This window comes from Micromonospora sp. WMMB235, from assembly GCF_001855515.1.
GTDB lineage: Bacteria > Actinomycetota > Actinomycetes > Mycobacteriales > Micromonosporaceae > Micromonospora > Micromonospora aurantiaca.
Genome location: NZ_MDRX01000001.1, coordinates 2,952,746 through 2,975,598, shown reverse-complemented (window position 1 = coordinate 2,975,598; position 22,853 = coordinate 2,952,746). Strand labels below are relative to the sequence as shown.

The window sequence follows — 22,853 nt, the reverse complement described above, 5'->3', positions numbered from 1 at the left end:
GAGGCCACTGTCGCGGGGGACGCGGATCGGTTGCCTGTGGACAGGGGTGGGCTTGTGGACGGAACGACGATCATGGGTCCGATCTGCTACGGAGCCTGGTCGCCGTGCTGAACCGCGAGTGGGTGGTGCCCGCCTTCCCCGACGACTTCCCGTACCCGGACGTCGCGCCGACGTTCACGCCCTACGGCTACTGACCGTGTCCCGTCGGCGACCCGGCGACATCGGTGCTGACCTGGGCCGATCCCCAGGAGACCCGAATGGCGCGGCTGGTGCCCGTCGCATACCGTGCCGGTCGTGGACGGACGACGGAGCTACTCCGAGGATGAGCAGGGGTCGCGATGGGGCGACCGGGGATACGAGTCGGACTGGCGCGCCGCGGGCGAGCCCCGCTACCGCGACGACGACTACCGCACGCCCGAGCAGCGCGCCGGTGAGAACCGGTACGCCGAGCCGGGCCGGTACTCCGCCGCCGATCCGCTGGTGGACGACACGAGCAGCTGGCGGTCGCAGCGTCCGGACGACCCGGAGGTCTCCGGTGAGCTGCCCGGGTCGCGCGCCGGCCGTCGCGCGGCACGCGAGTCGGCGGCCGACCCGCTCGGCGCGGTGTCCCGCAGCGGCGTCGACGCGCTCGGCACCGCCGCGCACGGCAACCCGCTGTCGAGCACGCTCGGTACGCCGGCGACCGCCCCGCTGACCGGCGCGGCCCCGGCGGGCACCGACCCGTACGGCCTCATCGCCCACGGCAGCGACCCGGCCGGTGGCGCCGGCGTCGACAAACCCCGGCTCAGCCCGATCGGCGGCTACCCGGTCGTCGAGGCGGCGCCTGGTACCGCGGGCGCGGACGGCGGAGCCGAGGCGACCGCCGCTGCGCGGCTGAACCCCGGCGAGGCCACCCCGCTGCGGATCGGTGAGCGTCCGGGCGGCCCGGCCCAGCCGGCCGCGACCCCGAATCCGCTGGAGATGCCGACCGGCCCGATGCCCGCGGTGCTGCCGCGTCCGGACGGGCCGCCGCCCGGTGACGGCGTCTACCGGACCCGGCGCCCCGCGCTGGCGGTGCTGCTGGCGGTGATGGTGCTGGTGCTGGAGGTGCCGGCGGTACGGGTGTTGCTGCACGGCCTGTTCGGCGACCCGGTGTCGACGTCGCACGTGGTGGTGGGCATCTTCTTGGTGGTCGGCCTGCCGATCTTCGGCACCGGCCTGTACGGGCTGCGCACCGGTGGGCTGGCGCTGGCCGACGGCAGCCGGGGCTGGCTGCGCCCGCCGACGGCGTACCTGACCGTCGGGCTGGTGCTGTTCCTCGCCGCCGCCCTCGCGGCGGGCTGAGACGGCCCGACCCCGGTACGCCGTAGTGGCGGTGTCACCGACAGGGTGACGCCGCCACTTCGCCGTCCTGGAGTCGATCAAGGCGCTCCTGGAGCCGATCAAGGCGCACCTGGAGTCGATCAGGCCGGCCTCCGCACCCGGAGGTCGTACAGCGGAGAGGGCGCGTACACTGGTCGACTGGCGACCGCCTCGTGCGGTCGACCTCGCGTGCCCTCTCCACGGTCTCCTCCGTGGGGCGACGGCCTCCCTGGTCCCGGTCTGACGTACCGGGCCCACCCTGGCCGGCGATCGGGCGCCAGGCGTCCGGCCGCCGGCTGGACGGACAACCAGGGACAACGTAGGAGTAACCCACCATGGCCGTCGTGACCATGCGTCAGCTGCTGGAAAGCGGTGTGCACTTCGGGCACCAGACCCGCCGCTGGAACCCGAAGATGAAGCGCTTCATCTTCACCGAGCGCAACGGTATCTACATCATCGACCTGCGCCAGACGCTCGACTACATCGAGAAGGCGTACGAGTTCGTCCGCACCACCGTCGCCGGTGGCGGCAGCATCCTGTTCGTCGGCACCAAGAAGCAGGCCCAGGAGGCCATCGCCGAGCAGGCGACCCGGGTCGGCCAGCCGTACGTCAACCACCGCTGGCTCGGTGGCATGCTGACCAACTTCCAGACCGTGTACAAGCGGCTCCAGCGGATGAAGGAGCTGGAGGCTCTGGGTGACCTGAGCGGCACCGCCGCCGGTTACACCAAGAAGGAGACGCTCCAGCTCTCCCGCGAGAAGATCAAGCTCACCAAGACCCTCGGTGGTCTGCGGGACATGCAGAAGCTCCCGGCCGCGGTCTGGATCGTCGACACCAAGAAGGAGCACATCGCCGTCGACGAGGCCCGCAAGCTGGGCATCCCGGTGATCGCGGTGCTCGACACCAACTGCGACCCGGACGAGGTCGACTTCCCGATCCCGGGCAACGACGACGCCATCCGCTCGGCCGAGCTGCTGACCAAGGTCGTCGCCGCCGCCGTCGCCGACGGTCTGATCGCCCGTTCCGGCCGCAACCGGGGCGCGGACGAGAAGCCCGAGGCCGGCCAGGTCGGCGCCGACGAGCCGCTGGCCGAGTGGGAGCGCGAGCTGCTCGAGGAGCCGAAGAAGGCCGACGAGCAGCCCGCCGCCGCCGCCGAGCCGGCCGCGCCTGCCGCCGAGCAGCCGGCGACCGCCTCCGCGGAGTGATCTCGCCGTCGCGTCCCCACCGTCGGCGATTCCCGGCGGTGGGGGCGTGACGGGTACGCCGGGCAGAACCGGCCCGGAACCGGGTAACCAGCACCCCAGACCACCTCACTGACACCGAAGAGAGAGTCATGTCCAACTTCACCGCCGCGGACGTCAAGAAGCTCCGCGACCTCACCGGCGCCGGCATGATGGACTCCAAGAAGGCGCTGACCGAGGCCGAGGGCGACTTCGACAAGGCCGTCGAGATCCTGCGCGTCAAGGGCGCCAAGGACGTCGGCAAGCGGGCCGGGCGCACCGCCGCCAACGGCCTGATCGCCCACTCCGGCCAGGCGCTGCTCGAGCTCAACTGCGAGACCGACTTCGTCGCCAAGAACGACGCCTTCATCGCGCTGGCCCAGCAGCTGGTCGAGCACGGCGTGGCCAGCGGCGCCACCAACGCCGAGGAGCTGCTCGCCAGCAGCATCGACGGCAAGAGCGTGGCCGACCTGATCCAGGAGCAGTCCGCCAAGATCGGCGAGAAGCTGGTGCTCAACCGCTTCGCCAAGCTGGACGGCACCACTGCGGTCTACATGCACCGCAAGAGCCAGGACCTGCCCCCGGCGGTCGGCGTGCTGGTCGAGTTCACCGGCAAGTCGGACGAGGCGGCGGACGCCGACGCGCGCGCCGTGGCCATGCAGATCGCCGCGATGCGGCCGAAGTACCTCACCCGCGACGAGGTGCCGGCCGAGACCGTCGAGTCCGAGCGGCGCATCGCCGAGCAGACCGCCCGCGAGGAGAACAAGCCCGAGGCGGCGCTGCCGAAGATCGTCGAGGGCCGGGTCAACGCCTTCTTCAAGGACTTCGTCCTGCTGGAGCAGTCGTCGGTCGCCGACAACAAGAAGACCGTCAAGCAGGTGCTGGCCGACGCCGGCATCGAGGTGACCCGCTTCCTGCGGTTCGAGGTCGGCCAGGCCTGAGCCGCCGCACCGGGCCGTCCGGCCCGGGCACAGGGGAGAACGTCGACGAGGAGGCCGCCGGTGTACGCGACAGGCACCGCGGCCTCCTCGTCACATAGGGTCGGCAGGGGCACGTACGCGACGCTCGCGCGATGCGCGGGGAGAAGGGGCGGGGCGGATGACGCAGGTTGTGAGTGACCGGAGCCTGGCGGCGGAGGACCCGACCGCCCCTCCGCCCGGTCGGTCCCGCCGGGTGGTGCTGAAGCTCTCCGGTGAGGTCTTCGGCGGCGGCGCGATCGGCGTCGACCCCGACGTCGTGCAGGGCATCGCCCGCCAGATCGCCACAGTGGTACGCCGCGGCGTGCAGGTGTCGGTGGTGGTCGGCGGCGGCAACTTCTTCCGCGGCGCCGAGCTGCAGAAGCGCGGCATGGACCGCGCCCGCGCCGACTACATGGGCATGCTCGGCACGGTCATGAACTGCCTGGCCCTCCAGGACTTCCTGGAGAAGGAGGGCATCGAGACCCGGGTGCAGAGCGCCATCACGATGGCCCAGGTCGCCGAGCCGTACATCCCGCTGCGCGCGATCCGCCACCTGGAGAAGGGCCGCGTGGTCATCTTCGGCGCCGGCGCCGGCATGCCGTACTTCTCCACCGACACGGTGGCCGCCCAGCGGGCGCTGGAGATCCGCGCGGACGTGGTGCTGATGAGCAAGAACGGCGTGGACGCGGTCTACACCGCCGACCCCCGGATCGACCCGACCGCGAGCAAGCTCGACTCGATCACCTTCTCCGAGGTGCTGCGCCGTAACCTGCGGGTGGCCGACGCCGCCGCGTTCAGCCTCTGCATGGAGAACGGCCTGCCGATGCTGGTCTTCGGCGCCCAGGGCGACGACACCATCGTCCGGGCCGTCGGCGGCGAGAAGATCGGCACCCTGATCACCGCCTGACCGGCCCGCCGGCCGGCAGCGGTCCCTCTGCCACGGCAGCACCCGCACCACACACGACGAGCGACAGAAGGAGGCGAGGAGACCGGTGATCGACGACACCCTCCTCGAGGCGGAGGAGAAGATGGAGCGTGCCATCGAGCACGCCAAGGAGGAGTTCGGCGGCATCCGTACCGGACGCGCCAACGCCGCCATGTTCTCCCGGATCGTCATCGACTACTACGGCAGCCCGACCCCGCTGCCGCAGATGGCGTCCATCGCGGTGCCCGAGCCGCGCATGGTGATCATCAAGCCGTACGACAACTCGCAGCTGGGCGCCATGGAGAAGGCGATCCGCGACTCGGACCTCGGGGCCAACCCGAACAACGAGGGCAACCAGCTCCGCATCGTCCTGCCGCAGATGACCGAGGAGCGGCGCCGCGACATGATCAAGGTCGCCCGGCAGAAGGGCGAGGAGGCCAAGGTCGCCGTCCGCAACATCCGCCGCAAGGCCAAGGAGGAGCTGGACCGCCTGGTCAAGGACGGCGAGGTCGGCGAGGACGAGGGCCGGCGCGCGGAGAAGGAGCTGGACGACCTGACCCAGCGCTTCGTCGCAGGAGTCGACGAGCTGGTCAAGCACAAGGAGAGCGAGCTGCTCGAAGTCTGAGCACCCGCGTACCTCGCACGGCACCGCGCCGCCGTCGCCCGCCCGGGCGGCGGCCCGGTGCCGTCGTCGTGCCCGGCGGCGCACACCCTCGGGGCCGCGGCGGGTGCAGTAGGCTCGGCACGATTCCCGACCACCACGGGGTGAACGGCGGGAGTCGCCCGGCCGTCGGTCGGTCAACAGGAAGTCTCACGCCGGTAGGGGATGGTCTTGGTCTTGCGTCATGTGGTGGCTCTCGTACCGGCTGCCGGTGCGTGATGTCCCACCCCGACCCCTACGGCAACACCGAGTCGCGTGGCTGGGACCGCCCGGCCGCCCCGGCCCTGCCCTGGCCGGACACCGATCTGGAGCCCGGCCCCTGGCGGCCCGGCCCGGCCGCGCACACCCACCCCGCCGAGCCGGACACCTACGCGCGTCCCGGAGCAGCCCCGGACCCGTATGCCGGTCCGGACACGTACGCGACGCCGGACACGTACACCGGGTCCGACACCTACGCCGGGCCGTACCCGACGACCTCGCGGCACCACGACGGCCCGGGCCGGTACGACGGACCGCCGGCCGGCGACCGTGGGCGGTCCGCCGGGCCGGAGCACGACGGCCCGTGGGGTGAGCCCGCCCGCGACGACGAGTACCCGACCGCGCAGATCGCGCCGGTGCGCGACGAGCCCACCGAGCAGATCCCGGCGGTACGCGACGAGCCCGCCTCGGAGCCGCCGGCCGGGCGCCGCGGGCCGGGACGCCGGCGGGCGAGCGCCGAGCGTCCGCCGACCACCGTGCCGAAGACGTCCCGGGCGGGGCGCAACCTGCCGGCCGCGATAGGCGTCGGGGTGGCCCTCGGCGCGGCGGTCGTGGTGCCGCTGTTCTTCTTCATGCCGGCGTTCCTCGCCGTGCTGGCGACCGCTGTGGGGATCGGCATCTGGGAGATGGCCCGCGCGGTACGCCGCAGCGGCGCCCACCCGCCGCTGGCGCCGCTCGTCGCCGGTGGCGTGATCACAGTGGGCCTGGCCTGGTACGCGGGCCCCGACGCGCTCTGCCTCGGCCTGCTGGTCACGGTGCTGGGCACGATGATCTGGCGGCTGGGCGACGGGCCCGGCAACTACCAGCGCGACCTGACCGCGGCCACCCTGATCGCGGTGTACGTGCCGTTCCTCGCCGGGTTCGCGGCCATGCTCGCGGCGGCGCCTGGTGACGGGCACCTGCGGGTGCTGGTGACGCTGGCTGCGGTGGTGCTCTCCGACACCGGCGGGTACGCCGCGGGCGTGTCGTTCGGCAAGCACCCGATGGCGCCCACGATCAGCCCGAAGAAGTCCTGGGAGGGCTTCGCCGGCTCGGTGACGGCCGCGGCGGCGGGCAGCGCGGCGCTGCTGTGGGCATTGTTCGACGTGGCGCCCTGGTGGGGCGCGTTGTTCGGGATGGCGATCTCGGTCTCGGCGGTGCTCGGTGACCTCGCCGAGTCGATGATCAAGCGGGATCTCGGCGTCAAGGACATGAGCAACCTGCTGCCCGGGCACGGCGGCCTGATGGACCGGCTCGACTCGATCCTGTTCGCCGTGCCGGTGGCCTACCTGCTGCTCGCCGTCTTCGTCCCGGTGGTGAACTGAGGCATGCGTCACGGCGGCGACCCGCTGCGGGCCGGGTGGCCGGGGGCGATTCGACACGTACGGACGGGTGCGTCCGGGCGGGAGCGTGTCAGACTGGACGCGCCATGACGAGTCTTCCGCTGATCTCCGTAGACCCCGACGCCCGCGGCCGCCGGCCCTCGATGCCTCCCCGCCACCTCGCCGACCTGGACCTGCCGGGCCGGCAGGCGCTCGTCGCCGAGCTGGGTGAGCCGGCGTTCCGCGCCAAGCAGGTCTCCAACCACTACTTCGGCCGCCTGGTACGCGACCCGGAGCGGATGACCGACCTGCCGGCGGCGACCCGGGAGCGGCTGGCGGGCGAGCTGCTGCCCACGCTGCTGACCCCGGTCCGCGAGCTGGCCTGCGACGACGGCGCGACCCGCAAGGCGCTCTGGCGGCTGCACGACGGCTCGCTGGTGGAGAGCGTGCTGATGGGCTACCCGGACCGGGTGACCGTCTGCATCTCCAGCCAGGCCGGCTGCGGCATGGCCTGCCCGTTCTGCGCCACCGGCCAGGCCGGGCTGACCCGCAACCTGTCCACCGCCGAGATCGTCGACCAGGCGGTCTACCTGGCCGGGGTGGCCGCGTCCGGCGTCGTGGCCGGTTCGCCGCCGCGGCTGTCGCACGTGGTGTTCATGGGCATGGGCGAGCCGCTCGCGAACTACTCGCGGGTGGTGGCGGCGATCCGCCGGCTGGTGGCCCCGGCGCCGGAAGGGCTGGGCCTGTCGCAGCGGCACATCACCGTCTCGACCGTCGGTCTGGTGCCGGCGATCCGCCGACTGGCCAGCGAAGACCTCTCGGTGACCCTTGCGTTGTCGCTGCACGCCCCCGATGATGAGCTGCGCGACGAACTCGTCCCGGTCAACCAGCGCTGGAAGGTGTCCGAGGTGCTGGACGCGGCGTGGGACTACGCGGCCACGACGGGGCGTCGCGTGTCCATCGAATACGCGATGATCAAGGACGTGAACGATCAGCCGTGGAGAGCCGATCTGCTCGGGCGGCTACTGGCCGGCAAGCTGGCCCACGTGAACCTGATCCCGCTCAACCCGACTCCGGGCAGCCGCTGGGACGCCAGCCCGAAGCCGGTCGAGCGGGAGTTCGTCCGGCGGTTGCGCGACGCCGGGGTGTCGACCACGGTGCGCGACACCCGGGGACGCGAGATCGACGGGGCCTGTGGGCAGCTCGCCGCCGCCGGGGACACGGACGGCGACTCACGCGCGGCAACGGCGTAGCGGTACGAGACCAGGAGACATAGTGGCGAGTCAGGGTCAGCGTTTCCGGCGTAAGGCGCTCCGCCGGGGCTACAAGGTCGACGAGGTCGATGCCTTCCTGGACCGGGTCGAGGCGACACTCGACGGCCAGCCGATCGGCGCGCCCGTGGCCTCCCAGGAGGTCCACGACGTCGTCTTCCGGGTCCGGTTCAACGGCTACGACGAGTGGCAGGTCGACCTGCACCTCGACCGGGTCGAGCGCCAGCTCGCCGAGCTGGAGGAGCGCGGTGGCGCACCGGCCGGGCGCGGTGGCGACCCGCGGATGGCCGACCGGCTCGGCCCGCCGATGCGCGACGACCGGGGCATGTCGCCGGTGCCGCAGCCGCCGATGCCGCCCCGGCAGATGCCCGCCCAGCCCGGCCCGCCCGCCGACCGTTACGGCAACCGCTACGACGAGCCGACCGGCGCGTTCGCCGGTGGCTACGACGGCCCGCGCGGTGGCTACGACGGCCCCCGCGGCCCGGGTGGCCCCGGCCCGATGGGCCCGGGCGCGCCGATGGGGCACGGCGGCCCGCCCTCGCGCGGCCTGCCGCCCGGCCCTGGTGGCTACGGTCCGCCGGACAACGGCCCCGGCGGCTACGGTCCGCCGGACAACGGCCCCGGCGGCTACGGTCCGCCGGACAACGGTCCCGGTGGGTACGGCCCGCCGGACAACGGCCCGGGCGGCTACGGTCCGCCGGACAGCGGCCCCGGCGGGTACGGCCAGGAGGAGCGCTTCGACGGGTTCGAGGCCGGCCGGCGTGCCCGTGCCGACATGACCGCCGAGATCCGCATGCCCGAGCGTGAGCTGCGCGGTCGTGGCCCCGGTGGCCCGCCGGCGCTGCCGCAGCAGGGTTACGGCGCACCGGAGCCCGGCTACGGCCCGCCGGACCCGGGTTACGGGCCGCCGGACCAGGGCTACGGCCCGGGCCCCTCGATGACCGGTCCGCCGCTCGTGAGCCCGCCGGTCGCCGGTCCGCCGATGGTGGGGCCGCCGATGGCCGGCCCGCCCGGCAGCGACCTGCACCGGGTCGACCAGATCCGGCGCAGCTTCCAGGTCCGGCGGTTCGGCAGCGGGTACGACCCGGACCAGGTCGATCGGTTCTTCGAGACGCTGCTCGGCGGCATGCAGGGCCGCAACCCGATGCCGGTGAACCCCAAGGAACTCGACACGCTGCGCTTCGGGCTGGTGCCCGGTGGCTACTTCGAGGCCGAGGTCGACGCCGCGCTCAAGGACGTGCAGGACATCCTGCTCGGCCGCTGACCCCGCCTCCCGAGACGACGAAGGGCCCGCCCCCCGGTGAGGGGGCGGGCCCTTCGCGCACTACCGTGGGCGCCGCGCGTCAGGACCGCAGGCCGTTGCGGCGCAGCACGGCGTCGCCGATGACGATGGCGATCAGCAGTCCGGCGATCCCGAACAGCCAGATGTGCTCCACCCGGCCCTCCTCGATCCCGCAGAGCGCCATCAGTACCAAAGCCACCGCCGACAGCACCGCACCGATCCGTCCGGACTTGCGGTGTCCGGGCTTGTGCTGATCTGGCGCGGTTACCGGCTCGTCTCCTGCCACTGTCGGTCCTTCCCTCGCGATCGGATCTCCGATCAGTCTGGCACGGCCCGAACCGGGCCCGGCGCAGGGTCCGACCTCCTGTGCCGGGGATGACCCGGGCGGGCGACAGCGGGCGGGCGGGCACGGCCCGGGTCGTTGGTCCCGTAACGGTGGGGGCGGTTGGCCACTACCGGCGTCGCGGGACGGCGAGCACACTGCCTCCGGTAGCGTCTTGACGTACACCTTGATGCCTTTTTGAGGAGGACTGCGGTGCGAGTGACCGGTACGGGGCATGCCAGCATGCGGATCGACACGGCCGCGGGCAGCATCCTGTGCGACCCGTGGGTCAACCCCGCCTACTTCGCCTCGTGGTTCCCCTTCCCGGACAACTCCCTGCTCGACTGGGCGACCCTCGGCCAGGTCGACTACCTGTACGTGTCGCACCTGCACCGGGACCACTTCGACGCGAAGCACCTGCGTGACTTCGTGTCGAAGGACGCCACCGTCCTGCTGCCCGAGTTCCCCACCTCGGAGATGGAGGACGAGTTCCGGGAGCTGGGCTTCACCAAGTTCCTCAAGGCCCCGAACGAGCAGGTCGTGGAGCTGCCCGGCGGCCTGAAGATCATGATCCAGGCGCTGACCAGCCCGACCGACGGCCCGATCGGCGACTCGTCGCTCTGGGTCGAGTACGACGGCGTCCGGCTGCTCAACCAGAACGACGCCCGCCCGACCGACCTCAGCGTGTTCGCCGAGCTGGGCCACGTGCACGCGCACATGCTCCAGTTCTCCGGCGCGATCTGGTACCCGATGGTCTACGAGCTGCCGCAGGCGGCGAAGACCGCGTTCGGCAAGCAGAAGCGGGACCGGCAGTTCGACCGCACCTGGCGCTACATCGACGACCTGAAGGCCGACCACGTCTTCCCGATCGCCGGCCCGCCGTGCTTCCTCGACGACGAGCTGTGGCAGTTCAACGACATCTTCGGCGACGAGGGCAACATCTTCCCCGACCAGTCGGTGTTCCTCGCCGAGTACGCCAAGGTCGGCGGCACCAACGGCATCGTGTTGCTGCCGGGCAGCGTCTCGGAGATCACCACCGAGGGCGCGACCACCACCCACCCGGTGCCGGTGGAGGAGTTCTTCGCGAACAAGGTCGCCCACCTGGAGGAGATGCGGGAGCGCAAGCGCGGCGTCATCGAGGCCGAGAAGGCGTCCTGGCGGCACCCCGAGGTCGACGTGCTCGGCGAGATGAAGCGCCGGATCGAGCCGCTGCTCGACGAGTCGATCTACCTGGCCAAGGGCGTCGGCGGGCCGGTCCGCTTCGACCTGGTCGGCTACGACGGCGAGAGCGTCGAATCCATCGTCGTGGACTTCCCCGGCAAGGAGGTCCGGCCGTACGCGGACGAGAAGGTCCGCTACCGGTTCCGTACCGAGCGGGCGCTGATCGAGCACCTGCTGCACATCGGCGAGGTGGACTGGGTCAACTCCCTCTTCCTGTCCTGCCGTTTCTCCGCGGCCCGCATCGGCCAGTACAACGAGTTCGTCTACGCCTTCTTCAAGTGCCTGTCCGAGGAGCGCCTCCAGTACGCCGAGGGCTGGTACGACGAGCACGAGCGGGCGGTCGACGCCGAGGACATCACGCTCGACGGCTGGGTGGTGCAGCGGCGCTGCCCGCACCTGAAGGCGGACTTGAGCCGGTTCGGCATCGTCGACGGCGACCAGCTCACCTGCCAGCTGCACGGCTGGAAGTTCGACCTGGCCAGCGGGCGCTGCCTGACCAGCGTCGGGCACAAGATCCGCGCGCACCGCGCCGACGCGGAGACCCCGGCGCCGGCCGGGGAAGCGGCCATCTGACGAGTTCCGCCCCGTCCGCCGTCCCCGGCACGCGACCATCTGTCGTGAGGGGGCGGCGTGACGGGTGCGGACAGGGAACCGGCGTACCGGTTCGGGCGCGGCAACGAGATGGCGCGCGACGCCTCCCGGGTGGAGGCGTTCAGCGACGCGGTGATCGCCATCGTGCTCACCCTGATGGCCGTCGAGCTGCTGTCGTTCGACCCGGACACGCCGCAGGACGACGGGCTGCCGGCCGCCCTGCTGCACGAGTGGCGCGCCTACCTGGCGTACGTGATCACGTTCGCCATCGTCGGCCAGGTCTGGCTGACCCACCACAACATGTGGCGTTACGTCCGCCGGGTCGACCAGATGCTGCTGGTGCTGAACCTGCTGCTGCTGATGTTCGTGGCGGCGATCCCGTTCACCGCGGACCTGCTCGCGGACAACCTGCGCGGCACCGTCGGCGACCAGCGGCTGACCGCCGCGCTGTACGCGGGCGTGGTGCTCGGTGAGGCGCTGTTCTTCAACCTGAGCTGGTGGTGGGCGCGCCGCCGCGGGCTGCTGCAACCGGGCCTGGACCCGAGGCTGGCGCGGGCGGTGGCCCGCCGGTTCCGCCTCGGTCCGCTGCTCTACCTCATCGCGTTCGCGATCGTGTTCGTCGACCCGGTGCTGAGCCTGCTGGCGTACCTGCTGCTGGTCGGCGTCTACCTGGTGCGCGGGCCGGGCGACCTCCCGCCCGCCGGCCAGGAGGCGCCCGAGACGCCGTGAGCGGTGTTGAGGCGGTTGTTAAGAAGGGGCCCTTCCTCTACCGGAGGCGTTAATAAGGGGCCCTTCCTTACATCTCGGCGAGGATGCGGCGGGCCGCGTTGTGCCCGGCCGCGCCGATCACGCTGCCCGCCGGGTGGCAGCCGGCGCTGCCCGCGTACACGCCGTCCACCCCCGTGGCGTACGGCATCCGGTCGGTGAACGACACCGTGTTGTCGACGTGGTGGATGTGCCCGCCGGTGATGCCGAAGTGCGCCTCGATGCCGGGCGGCGGCAGCGGCACCGCGTCCGCGACCAGGTCACCGGCGCCCGGGGCGTACCGCTCGCAGATCGCGATCAGCCGCTCCACGTAGCCGGGCAGCGCCGCCTCCCAGGTGGTGCCGGCCAGCTCGTAGGGGACCGACTGCACGAACAACGCCGACGAGTGGTGCCCCGCGTCGTCGGACAGCGACGGGTCGACTGTGGTGTGCAGGTACCACTCGATCGTCGGCTCCTCCGGCAGCCGCCCGGCCCGCACGTCCGCCCACATGCCGCGCAGCGCCGCCATCGGCGACTCGCCGCCGTCGCCGACGAGTGAGGCCGAGCCGGGCAGCAGGTGGATGGTCGACCCGAACGGGCTCGGCGCGTCGTCCGGCAGGCAGGAGAAGCGCGGCAGCCCGGTCAGCGCCAGGTTGAGCTTGAGCGTGGTGCCGGTGCGGCGGACCGCCGCCATCCGCGCGTCGAGTTCCGCCGGGAGCGCGCCGTCGGGCAGCAGCTCCATCAGCCGGTACGGGTCACAGGCGCCGAGCACCACGGAGGCGTCCACCTCCCGCCCGTCGGCGAGCGTCACCCCGGCGGCGGCACCGGAGGCCAGCCGGATCGCTGTGACCGGCGCGTCGGCCACGATCCGCGCCCCGGCGCGCACGGCGGCCTCGGCGAACGTGCGGGACACCGTGCCCATGCCTCCCCGGGTGATCATCCAGGTGCCGTCCGCGCCCGGCAGCCGGCACATGTTGTGCACCAGGAAGTTGTGACCCGTTCCGGGATCGTCCGGGCCGGCGTTGAGCCCGGACAGGCCGTCGGTGACGGCGTACATGCTGACCAGCAGCTCGGAGCGGAAGTCGAAGCGGGCCAGGTGGTCGGCCACCGAGCCGCGCACCAGGTCGACGAAGACCTGCTGCAGCGCGGGCCGCACGTAGCGTTCGGCGGTCTCCTCGACCGGCAGCGGCTCGGCCAGCCACGCCGGGGCGAGATCCTCCCGCAGCTGGGCCAGCTCGGCGTGCAGCGCGTCGTCGGCGGCGACGTCGGCGGGGGAGAACATCTCCGCGAGCTGCCGCCGGCTCGCCGCCACGTCGCTGCCGGCCAGCAGGTACGGCGAGCCGAGCCGGCCCGGCGTGGGCAGGAAGTAGTGCGGGTCGCGGCGCAGCACCGGGATGGTCACGTCGAGCGTGGCCAGCAGCTCCGGCGGCATCAGCCCGAGCAGGTACGACCCGGTGGAGTGACGCAGCCCCGGCACCTTCGGGAACGGGTTCTCGGTGCGGGTCGCCCCGCCGATCACCGCTGACGCCTCCAGCACCAGCACGTCCAGGCCGGCGCGGGCCAGCAGGATCGCCGAGACCAGGCCGTTGTGTCCGGCGCCGACCACCACGACGTCGGCGCGGGACGGCAGCTCACTGGCGTCGCTCATAAAGTGCGGGCTGGGCATGCGCTCACGGCCCTCGCTTCGCTCGGTGCGTTCGCTCATGCCGCGGAGCGTAGCGGCGGCCCGTCCCGGACGGGAGGGTTCGCGGCGGGGCGCTACCGTTCCGGGCATGTCCCCGGCTGTTCAGATCGCGCTCGCGGTGGCGCTCGTCGTGGTGGTGCTCCTGCTCCTGCTCGTGCTGCGGCGCGACCGTCCCCGGGACCTGGTCGCCCCTGATCGCCCGGCCGGCGACGGGCAGGCCGAGGTGCTCCGGCTGGCCCGCGCGGGGCGTACGGTCGAGGCGGTCAAGGTGCTGCGCGAGCAGACCGGGCTGTCGCTGCTGGACGCGAAACGGGCGGTGGACGCGCTGGCGGGCGGCGGATCCTGGCCGCCCGGCCCTCCGGCGCCCGGAAAGGGCGTCGACGAGGCGGTGCGGGCCGAGGCCGCGCGGCTGCTGTACCGGGGCAGGAAGATCCAGGCGATCAAGGTGGTACGGGAGCACACGCACATGTCGCTCGCCGACGCGAAGCGGTACGTCGAGGGCCTCTGACGGCCGGACGGCAGTCACCGGGCGTTCACCCTATAGTGGCAGTTGTCGATGCATTTCCGTCCTACCGTCGACGGGACACCCACCGCCTCCGGGAGGTAATCCCCGATGGATCGTCGTACCGTCCTGCGCGCCACAGCCGCCGGTGGCGCCGCCGCTCTCGCCGGTGGTCTCTGGGCCGCCGCTGCCGCCCCGGCCCAGCCCGCCCAGCCCGGCCCCGGCCCGTACGGCGACCTCCTGGCCGCCGACGCCAACGGCCTCCAGTTGCCGGCCGGCTTCACCGGCCGGGTGATCGCGCGTTCCGGGCAGCGCGTCGCCGGCACCTCGTACACCTGGCACCCGGCACCCGACGGCGGCGCCTGCTTCCCGTCCGGCGACGGCTGGATCTACGTCTCCAACTCGGAGGTGCCGCTCGTCGGTGGCGCCTCGGCGGTGCGGTTCGCCGCCGACGGCGCGATCACCGCCGCGTACCGGATCCTCGGTGGCACGAACGTCAACTGCGCCGGGGGCCCGACCCCGTGGGGGACGTGGCTGTCCTGCGAGGAGGTGCCGCTGGGCCGCGTCTTCGAGACCTGGCCGGAGGGCGGCCGGGCCGGTGAGGAGCGGACCCGGATGGGCCGCTTCAAGCACGAGGCGGCGGCCTGCGACCCGCAGCGGCGGGTGGTCTACCTGACCGAGGACGAGGGGGACGGCTGCTTCTACCGGTTCGTCCCGGACACCTGGGGCGACCTGCGCACCGGCCGGGTGCAGGTGCTCTGCGCCCCGGACGGCCAGGTGACCGGGCCGGTGACCTGGCGGGACCTGCCGGACCGCGACGGGTTCCCGGTGCCCACCCGCTACCAGGTGGGCGCGGCGCAGACGTTCGACGGCGGCGAGGGCTGCTGGTACGCCGACGACACCTGCTGGTTCACCACCAAGGGCGACAACCGGGTGTGGGCGTACGACGCGGTGAACCAGCGGCTCGACCTCGCGTACGACGACTCGCTGGTGCCGGCCGGTGCCGCGCCGCTGACCGGCGTCGACAACATCACCGGCACCGCGGGAGGCGACCTCTACGTGGCCGAGGACGGCGGCAACATGGAGATCAACGTGATCACGCCGGCCGGTGTGGTGACCCCGTTCCTGCGGCTGCTCGGGCAGTCCGGGTCGGAGCTGACCGGGCCGGCATTCTCGCCGGACGGCAGCCGCCTCTACTTCTCCTCGCAGCGCGGCACCAGCGGCGCCCGGGCCGGGACCGGCGGCATCACGTACGAGGTGCGCGGCCCGTTCCGGCGCTGACCCGCAGCCGTCAGGCGCCGGCCGCCACCCGGGCGGCCCGCCACCGGCTCGCCGCCAGCGTCGCGGAGTAGCCGGACAACACGATCACGTGGAACAGGTACAGCCAGAGCAGCACCGCCACGCCGCCGCCGATCTCATCGAACCCGCCGAACGGCACGCCCAGGTCCAGCGGCAGCGAGCAGAACAGCACGAAGCCGTGCACGAAGCCGGACAGGTTCGCCGCCGTGAACGAGCCCAGGGCGACGGTGGCGAGCCAGTCCGGCGAGGCCGGGCCGACCACCCGGAACACCCAGATCAGCACCGGCGTGAGCACCAGCCACACCGCGAAAAACGACAGCACCACGCCGAGCGCGCCGACCCAGCCGCCCTGGCGTACCAGCCGGGTGGTCAGCGGCAGCCCGAGCAGGATCGACAGCAGCAGCGCCGGGGCCGGCGCCAGCAGCGGGAGCAGCAGCAGGCGGCCCCGCCAGCCGACGAGTGCACCGGACTCGGCGCGCGGCTCGGCCACCGAGACGAACGCGCGGCGCAGCCCTTCGCCGTAGAGCGAAGCAGGCAGCAGCGAGGCCAGCGCCAGCAGCGGGGTCAGCCCCAGACCGGCCTCGACGAGCGCGGCCGCCGCCCGGTGCGCGCCGATCTCGGTGGGCAGCGTGTCGATCGCGTACCCGGTCAGCCGCCGTACCCGGTCCGCCCCGGCGAGCAGCCCGGTCAGCCAGATCGCCAGCAGCGCCACCGGCACCACGGCGATCGCGCCGTAGAAGGTGATCGCGGCGGCGTGCAGCGACAGGTCGCGACCGCGGACCGGCCGGAACGCCGCCGCCGTGATCCGCTTGGTCCGTGCCCACCCGTCGCCCATCGCCCTCTCGTTCCCCGTACGCCCCCGCGCCACGCATTACGATCCGGCGGCATGACGATCGCCACGACCGACCGGCTGGTGCTCCGGGACTGGACCGAGTCGCCGGACGACCTGGCCCGGATCTACGACATCTACTCCCGGGACGAGGTGATGCGCTGGCTGGGCGGCGGCAAGGGGCGGATGACCGACCCGTCCGAGGCGCGCGAGCGGGTCCGGATGTGGCATGAACGCTGGACGCCGTACGGCGGCCGGTGGGGCCTGTGGGCGATCGAGCCGCGCGACGGCGGGCCGGTGGCGGGGAGCATCCTGCTCAAACCGCTACCGGGACGCGACGGCGTCACTCTCACCGACGACATCGAGGTCGGCTGGCACCTGCACCCCGACGCCCAGGGCCGCGGCTACGCCACCGAGGCGGCCCGCGCGGTGCTGGAGCGCGAGTTCGCCACCGGCACCCCGAGGGTGTACGCGGTGGTGATGGCCGGGAACGACCCGTCGATGGCGGTGGCCCGGCGCCTCGGCATGACGCACGCGGGTGTGCGCACCGACTGGTACGGCGGCGTCGAACTGGAGACCTTCGCCCTGGAGCGCCCCGCCTGATCGTTCGGCGGAACTGCTCCCGCCCCGTCGATCATGAGGTTGGCGGCGACGAATCGGACCGCCGACGCCGCCAACCTCATGATCAACGGGAGTGGCGGTGGGGATGGACAACGTGTGCGAGCAGGGCGGATCGGGGCAGCGCCGCTAGGTGAGGGGTAGCACGATTACCCGCTGAGGGGGTGAGCCCGATGGCCCAGGCCGCATTCGCGCCCGAGCCGGCACCGCAGCCCGCCGAGCCGTCGTTCGACGTGCTCCGCTGGTACGACGAGCCCTGGACCGCGCAGCTCGCTCTCGATCTCCTACCGGAGACCAACGGCCCGAAGGTCGAGTTCAGCGTCGACCCGGCCGACCTGCTCGACGAGGAGGCGCCGCAGGCGTGATCGACACCGGTTCGCCGAAGTGGTGGCATCGCGGCGACCCTGATGCCGCCACCTCGGCGAAGTGGAGTCGATCATGCCGCCGGGCACTCCGGGACGAACCGGGGTGAGGCGCTGGGGAACAATGGTCCGGTGACCACTCCCCGAGATCTCGTGCTGCTCGGCTCGACCGGCTCGATCGGCACCCAGGCCATCGACATCGTCAAGCGCAACCCGGACCGCTTCCGGGTGGTGGCCCTCGGCGCGGGTGGCGGCAACGTGGAGTTGCTCGCCGCGCAGGCGCTGGAGCTGGGCGTGGAGGCGGTCGGTGTGGCCCGCGCGTCCGCCGCGCAGGATCTTCAGCTCGCGTTCTACGCCGAGGCGAGCCGGCGTGGCTGGGCCACCGGCGACTTCAAGCTGCCCAAGATCGTGGCCGGGCCGGACGCGATGACCGAGCTGGCGCAGTGGCCGTGCGACGTGGTGCTCAACGGCGTGGTCGGCTCGCTGGGCCTGCCGCCGACGCTGGCCGCGCTGCACGCCGGTCGTACCCTCGCGCTTGCCAACAAGGAGTCCCTGGTGGCCGGCGGCCCGCTGGTCAGGGCCGCGGTGACGCACCCGGGGCAGATCGTCCCGGTGGACTCCGAACACTCGGCGCTGGCGCAGTGCCTGCGCGGCGGCGCCCGGGGCGAGGTGCGGCGGCTGGTGGTCACCGCCAGCGGCGGCCCGTTCCGGGGGCGGCGGCGTGACGAGCTGACCGCCGTCACGCCGGAGCAGGCGCTGGCGCACCCGACCTGGAACATGGGCCCGGTCGTCACGATCAACTCCGCCACGATGGTCAACAAGGCGCTGGAGGTGATCGAGGCGCACGAGCTGTTCGACGTGCCGTACGCCGACATCGAGGTGATGGTCCACCCGCAGTCGGTGATCCACTCGATGGTCGAGTTCACCGACGGGTCCACGCTCGCCCAGGCCAGCCCGCCGGACATGCGACTGCCCATCGCGCTCGGCATCGGCTGGCCGGACCGCGTACCCGGCGCCGCCGCGGCTGTCGACTGGACCACTGCCCACACGTGGGAGTTCTTCCCGCTCGACGACGCGGCGTTCCCGGCTGTCGCGCTGGCCAAGGCGGCGGGGGAGGCCGGGCGCTGCCGCCCGGCGATCTACAACGCGGCGAACGAGGAGTGCGTGGCCGCGTTCGTCGCGGGCCGGCTGCCGTTCCTCGGCATCGTCGACACCCTCCAGCGGGTGCTGGAGGACGCTCCCGATTTCGACGAACCAGGTACCGTCGAGGACGTGCTCGCCGCCGAGTCGTGGGCACGGGCGCACGCCCAGGAGATCATCGTCGGGTCGGTGGAAGGAGCTCGATGAGCTATCTGCTCGGGGTGGTGCTGTTCGCCCTGGCGATCCTCATCTCGGTGAGCCTGCACGAGGCGGGGCACATGCTCACCGCCAAGGCGTTCGGGATGAAGGTCACCCGCTACTTCGTCGGCTTCGGCCCGACGCTCTGGTCGTTCAAGCGGGGCGAGACCGAGTACGGCATCAAGGGCATCCCGCTCGGCGGCTTCTGCAAGATCGTCGGCATGACACCGCAGGACGACGACGTCGAGCCGGGGGACGAGAAGCGCGCCATGTGGCGCTACCCGGTGTGGAAGCGGACGATCGTGATGTCCGCGGGCTCGATCACCCACTTCGCCCTGGCCCTGATCGCGCTCTGGATCATCGCGGTGTCGGTGGGGCTGCCGAACCCGAAGTTCCCCAGCACCGAGGCCGGCTTCCGGGCCGAGCCGGCGGTGATCGCCATCGCGCCGTGCGTGGTGGTGGAGAACGCGGCCCGCGCCTGCGAGTCCGGCGACCCGGCCAGCCCGGCCGAGAAGGCCCAGCTCAAGGACGGCGACCGGATCACCGCGGTGAACGGCAAGCCGGTCTCCACCTGGGGCGACATGCTCGACGTGGTCCGGGCCACCCCGCCCGGCACGGCCACCGTCGCCTACGTCCGTGACGGCAAGCCGGCCGAGGCGCGGGTCGACCTGGCCTCGGTGCAGCGTCCGCCGCTGGGTGACCCGAAGGGCGCCGCCTCGGCGGTCTCCGCGCTCGGCGTGGCGCTCTCGCCCAGCACCCCGACCCGGGTCGAGTACGGCCCGGTCGCCGCGTTCGGCGCCACCGCCGACTTCACCGGCACCATGGCCGTGCAGACCGCGCACGCCATGCAGCGCATCCCGCAGAAGGTGCCCGCGCTGTGGAACGCGATCACCGGCGGCGAGCGCGACGTGGACACCCCGATCAGCGTGGTCGGCGCCAGCCGGCTCGGCGGCGAGGCCGTGGAGAACAACGCCTGGCTGGTGTTCTTCATGCTGTTCGTGTCGCTGAACTTCTTCATCGGCGTGTTCAACCTGCTGCCGCTGCTCCCGCTGGACGGCGGCCACATCGCCATCGCCTGGTTCGAACGGGCGCGGTCCTGGCTCTACGCACGCATCGGCCGCGCCGATCCGGGCCGCGTCGACTACCTCAAACTCATGCCGTTCACGTACGCGGTGATCCTGATCGGCGGCGCGTTCACGCTGCTCACAGTCACCGCTGATGTCATCAACCCCATCACGCTCTTCTCAAGGTGAGTGCCTGAAGTGACCGCTGTCAGTCTCGGTATGCCCCCCGTACCGCCGCCGCCGCTGGCCCCGCGCCGGGCCAGCCGCCAGATCATGGTCGGTTCGGTGCCGGTCGGTGGTGGCGCGCCGGTCTCGGTGCAGTCCATGACCACCACCCTCACCGCCGACGTCAACGCCACGCTCCAGCAGATCGCCGAGCTGACCGCGTCCGGCTGCCAGATCGTCCGGGTCGCCGTGCCGTCGCAGGACGACGTGGAGGCGCTGCCCGCGATCGCCAAGAAGTCGCAGATCCCGGTGATCGCCGACATCCACTTCCAGCCGAAGTACGTCTTCGCGGCGATCGACGCCGGCTGCGCCGCGGTCCGGGTGAACCCGGGCAACATCCGGCAGTTCGACGACAAGGTCAAGGAGATCGCGCGGGCCGCCGGCGACGCGGGCGTGCCGATCCGGATCGGCGTCAACGCGGGCTCGCTGGACAAGCGCCTGCTGGCCAAGTACGGCAAGGCCACCGCCGAGGCGCTGGTGGAGTCGGCGCTGTGGGAGTGCTCGCTGTTCGAGGAGCACGGCTTCCGGGACATCAAGATCTCGGTGAAGCACAACGATCCGGTGGTGATGATCCGCGCGTACCGGCTGCTGGCCGAGAAGTGCGACTACCCGCTGCACCTCGGCGTCACCGAGGCCGGCCCGGCGTTCCAGGGCACGATCAAGTCGGCGGTGGCGTTCGGCGCGCTGCTGGCCGAGGGGATCGGCGACACCATCCGGGTCTCGCTGTCCGCCCCGCCGGTCGAGGAGATCAAGGTCGGCAACGCGATCCTGGAGTCGCTGGGCCTGCGCGAGCGTGGCCTGGAAATCGTCTCCTGCCCGTCCTGCGGGCGGGCGCAGGTCGACGTCTACAAGCTGGCCGAGGAGGTCACCGCCGGGCTGGAGGGCCTGCCGGTGCCGCTGCGTGTCGCGGTCATGGGCTGCGTGGTGAACGGTCCGGGCGAGGCCCGCGAGGCCGACCTGGGTGTGGCCTCGGGCAACGGCAAGGGCCAGATCTTCGTCAAGGGCAAGGTCGTCAAGACCGTGCCCGAGGCGCAGATCGTGGAGACGCTGATCGAGGAGGCGCTGCGGATCGCCGACGAGATGGGCGCCGAGATTCCCGAGGAGCTGCGTGACCTGGTGCCGGGCGGCGCCACTGTCACAGTGCACTGATCCGCATTCCCGCGTCGTCGTGCGGCCGTCCCCGGCAGGGGGCGGCCGCACGCGCCGTCTCAGGGCCGGGGCACGGCGGCGAAGGGGGAGAGGGTGAACCAGCCGGGCGCGGCGCGCCGCAACGCCTCCGGTCCGGCCACCTCCACCGCGCCGCCGCGCAGCGCCGCGGCCCACTCCAGGTCGCCCATCCAGACCTGGACCAGGGCGCGCAGGTCCGCCGTGACGGTCACCGTCACGTCGTGCCCGGGGTCGCTGTCGCAGACGTCGGCCTCGCCCGCGGCGATCACCATCCACCAGTCGCGCTGCGTCGTGGGCACGTCCCGGAAGCGGAACCGCACGACGGTACGCCCCGGCGGAACAGCGTCGTGGTCGACGTGGCGGTGCATGTCCCACAGCAGCAGCTTCGGGTCCAGGTCGGCGTCGCCCAGCTCGCCGATCCAGCGCACGCCCCAGGCACCGAGCGCCTCCACCACGGGCCGCAGTTCGCGTCCGGCGGCGGTCGGGACGTAGCGCACGTCGGCGCCGTCGACCCGCCGCTCCACCACACCGGCGCGGACGAGCTGGTGCAGCCGGCGGGACAGCAGCGTGGGCGACATCCGGGGCAGGCCCCGGCGCAGCTCGTTGAAGCGTTCCGAGCCGCTGACCAGCTCCCGGACCACGAGCAGCGTCCACCGCTCGTCGAGCAGTTCCATGGCCTTCGCCACGGGGCAGAACTGGTGGTAGGAGGCCCCCATGGCGGGCACGCTACGCCCGGCCCGCCACCCCGGCCAGCGCCCTGTCGGGAGCGGTACAGATCTCGTACTGGGGGCCGGGTCGTCCGCTGCCTAGCGTCCTGTGCAGGGACGACAGGTGAGGAGCGACCGATGATCGAGGAACGGGAACAGGACGCCGCGGTGAAGGCCCGGCACCGCGCGATGTGGGCGATGGGGGACTACGCCGCCGTGGCCGCGCAGGTGATCCCGGAGCTGGGGGCGACGCTGGTCCGGGCCGCCGGGGTGGCGCCGGGCATGCGGGTGCTGGACGTGGCGGCCGGGACCGGCAACGCGGCTCTGCCCGCGGCCAGGGCCGGTGCGGAGGTGGTGGCCGGCGACCTCACCCCGGAGTTGCTGGCGATCGGGCGGGCGGAGGCCGAGCGGGAGGGCTTGACGCTGACCTGGGAGGAGGCGGACGCGGAGGCGCTGCCGTACGCGGACGCCGCTTTCGACGCGGTGCTGTCGTGTGTGGGCGTGATGTTCGCGCCCCGGCACCGGGCCGCAGCCGACGAGGTGCTGCGGGTGTGCCGGCCGGGCGGGACGATCGGCCTGGTCAACTGGACCCCGGAGGGCTTTGTGGGCCAATTGTTCGCGGCCATGCGGCCGTACGCGCCGCCACCGCCGCCGGGCGCGCAGCCGCCCCCGCTCTGGGGCGACGAGGAGCACGTCCGGGAGTTGTTCGGCGACCGGGTCGACGCGCTCACGTCGGCGCGTGACGCCGTGGTGGTGGACCGGTTCGCCACGCCGGGGGAGTTCCGGGACTTCTTCGCGACCCGCTACGGGCCCACTGTGGCGGTCTACCTGGCGAACGCCGGCGACCCGGAGCGTACGGCCGGGCTCGACCGCGCGCTGACCGACCTGGCCGCCCGGCACCTGGACGGTGGCGTGATGCGCTGGGAGTACCTGCTCGTCACCGCGCGCCGCGCCTGACGGCA

At 72.6% G+C, this 22,853-nt stretch carries 22 protein-coding genes; 18 read left to right on the top strand and 4 right to left on the bottom strand.

What is annotated here, in order from left to right:
* The first annotated feature begins 285 nt into the window (after nt 1-285).
* The 8 genes from BFV98_RS12335 (at nt 286) to BFV98_RS12300 (ending at nt 9,200) form a co-directional block, all read left to right on the top strand.
* A complete protein-coding gene (locus tag BFV98_RS12335) occupies nt 286-1,323 on the top strand; it encodes a hypothetical protein (protein WP_030269906.1) in 1,038 nt (345 codons plus the stop codon).
* Between the two features lie 353 nt (nt 1,324-1,676).
* Complete coding sequence (gene rpsB, locus BFV98_RS12330) at nt 1,677-2,546, top strand: 30S ribosomal protein S2 (protein WP_013284605.1); 870 nt, start codon at nt 1,677-1,679, stop codon at nt 2,544-2,546.
* A 128-nt stretch (nt 2,547-2,674) separates the two neighbouring features.
* Nucleotides 2,675-3,502 carry a translation elongation factor Ts gene (gene tsf, locus BFV98_RS12325; protein ID WP_013284606.1) on the top strand — a complete coding sequence of 276 codons (828 nt, stop codon included), beginning with the start codon at nt 2,675-2,677 and terminating at the stop codon, nt 3,500-3,502.
* A 157-nt stretch (nt 3,503-3,659) separates the two neighbouring features.
* Entirely contained in the window at nt 3,660-4,427 is a 768-nt protein-coding gene (gene pyrH / locus BFV98_RS12320; RefSeq protein WP_013284607.1) for a UMP kinase, read from the top strand.
* An 85-nt stretch (nt 4,428-4,512) separates the two neighbouring features.
* Nucleotides 4,513-5,070, top strand: a complete 558-nt coding sequence (frr, locus tag BFV98_RS12315; RefSeq protein WP_013284608.1) for a ribosome recycling factor — start codon at nt 4,513-4,515, stop codon at nt 5,068-5,070.
* Between the two features lie 254 nt (nt 5,071-5,324).
* Nucleotides 5,325-6,668, top strand: coding sequence for a phosphatidate cytidylyltransferase (locus BFV98_RS12310; RefSeq protein ID WP_071096368.1), 1,344 nt, complete (start codon nt 5,325-5,327; stop codon nt 6,666-6,668).
* Between the two features lie 104 nt (nt 6,669-6,772).
* Complete coding sequence (gene rlmN / locus BFV98_RS12305; RefSeq protein ID WP_013284610.1) at nt 6,773-7,918, top strand: 23S rRNA (adenine(2503)-C(2))-methyltransferase RlmN; 1,146 nt, start codon at nt 6,773-6,775, stop codon at nt 7,916-7,918.
* A gap of 22 nt (nt 7,919-7,940) precedes the next feature.
* Complete coding sequence (locus BFV98_RS12300) at nt 7,941-9,200, top strand: DivIVA domain-containing protein (protein ID WP_013284611.1); 1,260 nt, start codon at nt 7,941-7,943, stop codon at nt 9,198-9,200.
* Nucleotides 9,201-9,279: 79 nt separating this feature from the next.
* Here BFV98_RS12300 and BFV98_RS12295 read toward each other — a convergent pair whose 3' ends face one another.
* Nucleotides 9,280-9,504 (bottom strand): hypothetical protein, encoded by a 225-nt coding sequence (locus BFV98_RS12295; RefSeq protein ID WP_013284612.1) that lies wholly within the window; start codon nt 9,502-9,504, stop codon nt 9,280-9,282.
* A 249-nt stretch (nt 9,505-9,753) separates the two neighbouring features.
* Between BFV98_RS12295 and BFV98_RS12290 the strand changes: the two genes are divergently transcribed.
* Nucleotides 9,754-11,334 carry a Rieske 2Fe-2S domain-containing protein gene (locus BFV98_RS12290; RefSeq protein WP_013284613.1) on the top strand — a complete coding sequence of 527 codons (1,581 nt, stop codon included), beginning with the start codon at nt 9,754-9,756 and terminating at the stop codon, nt 11,332-11,334.
* A gap of 108 nt (nt 11,335-11,442) precedes the next feature.
* A complete protein-coding gene (locus tag BFV98_RS12285) occupies nt 11,443-12,081 on the top strand; it encodes a TMEM175 family protein (RefSeq protein WP_049794868.1) in 639 nt (212 codons plus the stop codon).
* Between the two features lie 67 nt (nt 12,082-12,148).
* Here the strand turns inward: BFV98_RS12285 and BFV98_RS12280 are convergent, their stop codons facing one another.
* Nucleotides 12,149-13,744, bottom strand: a complete 1,596-nt coding sequence (locus tag BFV98_RS12280; RefSeq protein ID WP_030269892.1) for an NAD(P)/FAD-dependent oxidoreductase — start codon at nt 13,742-13,744, stop codon at nt 12,149-12,151.
* Between the two features lie 124 nt (nt 13,745-13,868).
* Here BFV98_RS12280 and BFV98_RS12275 point away from each other — a divergent pair, with 124 nt between their 5' ends.
* Both BFV98_RS12275 and BFV98_RS12270 read left to right on the top strand, forming a co-directional pair.
* Nucleotides 13,869-14,288 carry a 50S ribosomal protein L7/L12 gene (locus BFV98_RS12275; RefSeq protein ID WP_030269890.1) on the top strand — a complete coding sequence of 140 codons (420 nt, stop codon included), beginning with the start codon at nt 13,869-13,871 and terminating at the stop codon, nt 14,286-14,288.
* Between the two features lie 105 nt (nt 14,289-14,393).
* On the top strand, nt 14,394-15,563 hold the full coding sequence (locus tag BFV98_RS12270; protein ID WP_013284617.1) for an alkaline phosphatase PhoX: 1,170 nt from the start codon (nt 14,394-14,396) through the stop codon (nt 15,561-15,563).
* 10 nt (nt 15,564-15,573) lie between these two features.
* On the opposite strand, the gene BFV98_RS12265 is transcribed toward BFV98_RS12270, so the two are convergent.
* The gene (locus BFV98_RS12265) at nt 15,574-16,416 is read right to left on the bottom strand and encodes a YhjD/YihY/BrkB family envelope integrity protein (protein ID WP_013284618.1); all 843 of its coding nucleotides are present in this window, start codon (nt 16,414-16,416) and stop codon (nt 15,574-15,576) included.
* Between the two features lie 51 nt (nt 16,417-16,467).
* Between BFV98_RS12265 and BFV98_RS12260 the strand changes: the two genes are divergently transcribed.
* The 5 genes from BFV98_RS12260 to ispG all read left to right on the top strand — a co-directional run bounded on the left by BFV98_RS12260 (nt 16,468) and on the right by ispG (nt 21,166).
* Nucleotides 16,468-17,013, top strand: a complete 546-nt coding sequence (locus tag BFV98_RS12260; protein WP_013284619.1) for a GNAT family N-acetyltransferase — start codon at nt 16,468-16,470, stop codon at nt 17,011-17,013.
* 188 nt (nt 17,014-17,201) lie between these two features.
* Entirely contained in the window at nt 17,202-17,393 is a 192-nt protein-coding gene (locus tag BFV98_RS12255) for a hypothetical protein (protein WP_013284620.1), read from the top strand.
* 129 nt (nt 17,394-17,522) lie between these two features.
* Nucleotides 17,523-18,737: a 1-deoxy-D-xylulose-5-phosphate reductoisomerase gene (gene dxr, locus BFV98_RS12250; RefSeq protein ID WP_071096366.1), complete on the top strand. Its 1,215-nt coding sequence runs from the start codon at nt 17,523-17,525 to the stop codon at nt 18,735-18,737.
* Nucleotides 18,734-19,981 (top strand): RIP metalloprotease, encoded by a 1,248-nt coding sequence (locus BFV98_RS12245; RefSeq protein ID WP_013284622.1) that lies wholly within the window; start codon nt 18,734-18,736, stop codon nt 19,979-19,981. Before dxr ends, BFV98_RS12245 begins: the two co-directional genes overlap by 4 nt.
* A gap of 9 nt (nt 19,982-19,990) precedes the next feature.
* Nucleotides 19,991-21,166 carry a flavodoxin-dependent (E)-4-hydroxy-3-methylbut-2-enyl-diphosphate synthase gene (gene ispG, locus BFV98_RS12240; RefSeq protein ID WP_013474403.1) on the top strand — a complete coding sequence of 392 codons (1,176 nt, stop codon included), beginning with the start codon at nt 19,991-19,993 and terminating at the stop codon, nt 21,164-21,166.
* A gap of 59 nt (nt 21,167-21,225) precedes the next feature.
* Here the strand turns inward: ispG and BFV98_RS12235 are convergent, their stop codons facing one another.
* Entirely contained in the window at nt 21,226-21,900 is a 675-nt protein-coding gene (locus BFV98_RS12235) for a helix-turn-helix domain-containing protein (protein WP_013474404.1), read from the bottom strand.
* Nucleotides 21,901-22,029: 129 nt separating this feature from the next.
* On the opposite strand from BFV98_RS12235, the gene BFV98_RS12230 reads away from it, so the two are divergent.
* Entirely contained in the window at nt 22,030-22,848 is an 819-nt protein-coding gene (locus tag BFV98_RS12230) for a class I SAM-dependent methyltransferase (protein ID WP_030269884.1), read from the top strand.
* The last annotated feature ends 5 nt before the right edge of the window (nt 22,849-22,853 follow it).

Excerpts from the sequence above, each read along its gene's own strand:
- BFV98_RS12265 (WP_013284618.1), bottom strand. The coding sequence starts at position 16,416 with ATGGGCGACGGGTGGGCACGGACCAAGCGGATCACGGCGGCGGCGTTC.
- BFV98_RS12310 (WP_071096368.1), top strand. The coding sequence starts at position 5,325 with ATGTCCCACCCCGACCCCTACGGCAACACCGAGTCGCGTGGCTGGGAC.
- BFV98_RS12255 (WP_013284620.1), top strand. The coding sequence starts at position 17,202 with ATGGCCCAGGCCGCATTCGCGCCCGAGCCGGCACCGCAGCCCGCCGAG.
- pyrH (WP_013284607.1), top strand. The coding sequence starts at position 3,660 with ATGACGCAGGTTGTGAGTGACCGGAGCCTGGCGGCGGAGGACCCGACC.
- BFV98_RS12245 (WP_013284622.1), top strand. The coding sequence starts at position 18,734 with ATGAGCTATCTGCTCGGGGTGGTGCTGTTCGCCCTGGCGATCCTCATC.
- BFV98_RS12285 (WP_049794868.1), top strand. The coding sequence starts at position 11,443 with ATGGCGCGCGACGCCTCCCGGGTGGAGGCGTTCAGCGACGCGGTGATC.
- BFV98_RS12235 (WP_013474404.1), bottom strand. The coding sequence starts at position 21,900 with ATGGGGGCCTCCTACCACCAGTTCTGCCCCGTGGCGAAGGCCATGGAA.
- BFV98_RS12260 (WP_013284619.1), top strand. The coding sequence starts at position 16,468 with ATGACGATCGCCACGACCGACCGGCTGGTGCTCCGGGACTGGACCGAG.
- rpsB (WP_013284605.1), top strand. The coding sequence starts at position 1,677 with ATGGCCGTCGTGACCATGCGTCAGCTGCTGGAAAGCGGTGTGCACTTC.
- rlmN (WP_013284610.1), top strand. The coding sequence starts at position 6,773 with ATGACGAGTCTTCCGCTGATCTCCGTAGACCCCGACGCCCGCGGCCGC.
- BFV98_RS12280 (WP_030269892.1), bottom strand. The coding sequence starts at position 13,744 with ATGAGCGACGCCAGTGAGCTGCCGTCCCGCGCCGACGTCGTGGTGGTC.
- BFV98_RS12230 (WP_030269884.1), top strand. The coding sequence starts at position 22,030 with ATGATCGAGGAACGGGAACAGGACGCCGCGGTGAAGGCCCGGCACCGC.
- BFV98_RS12270 (WP_013284617.1), top strand. The coding sequence starts at position 14,394 with ATGGATCGTCGTACCGTCCTGCGCGCCACAGCCGCCGGTGGCGCCGCC.
- tsf (WP_013284606.1), top strand. The coding sequence starts at position 2,675 with ATGTCCAACTTCACCGCCGCGGACGTCAAGAAGCTCCGCGACCTCACC.
- BFV98_RS12275 (WP_030269890.1), top strand. The coding sequence starts at position 13,869 with ATGTCCCCGGCTGTTCAGATCGCGCTCGCGGTGGCGCTCGTCGTGGTG.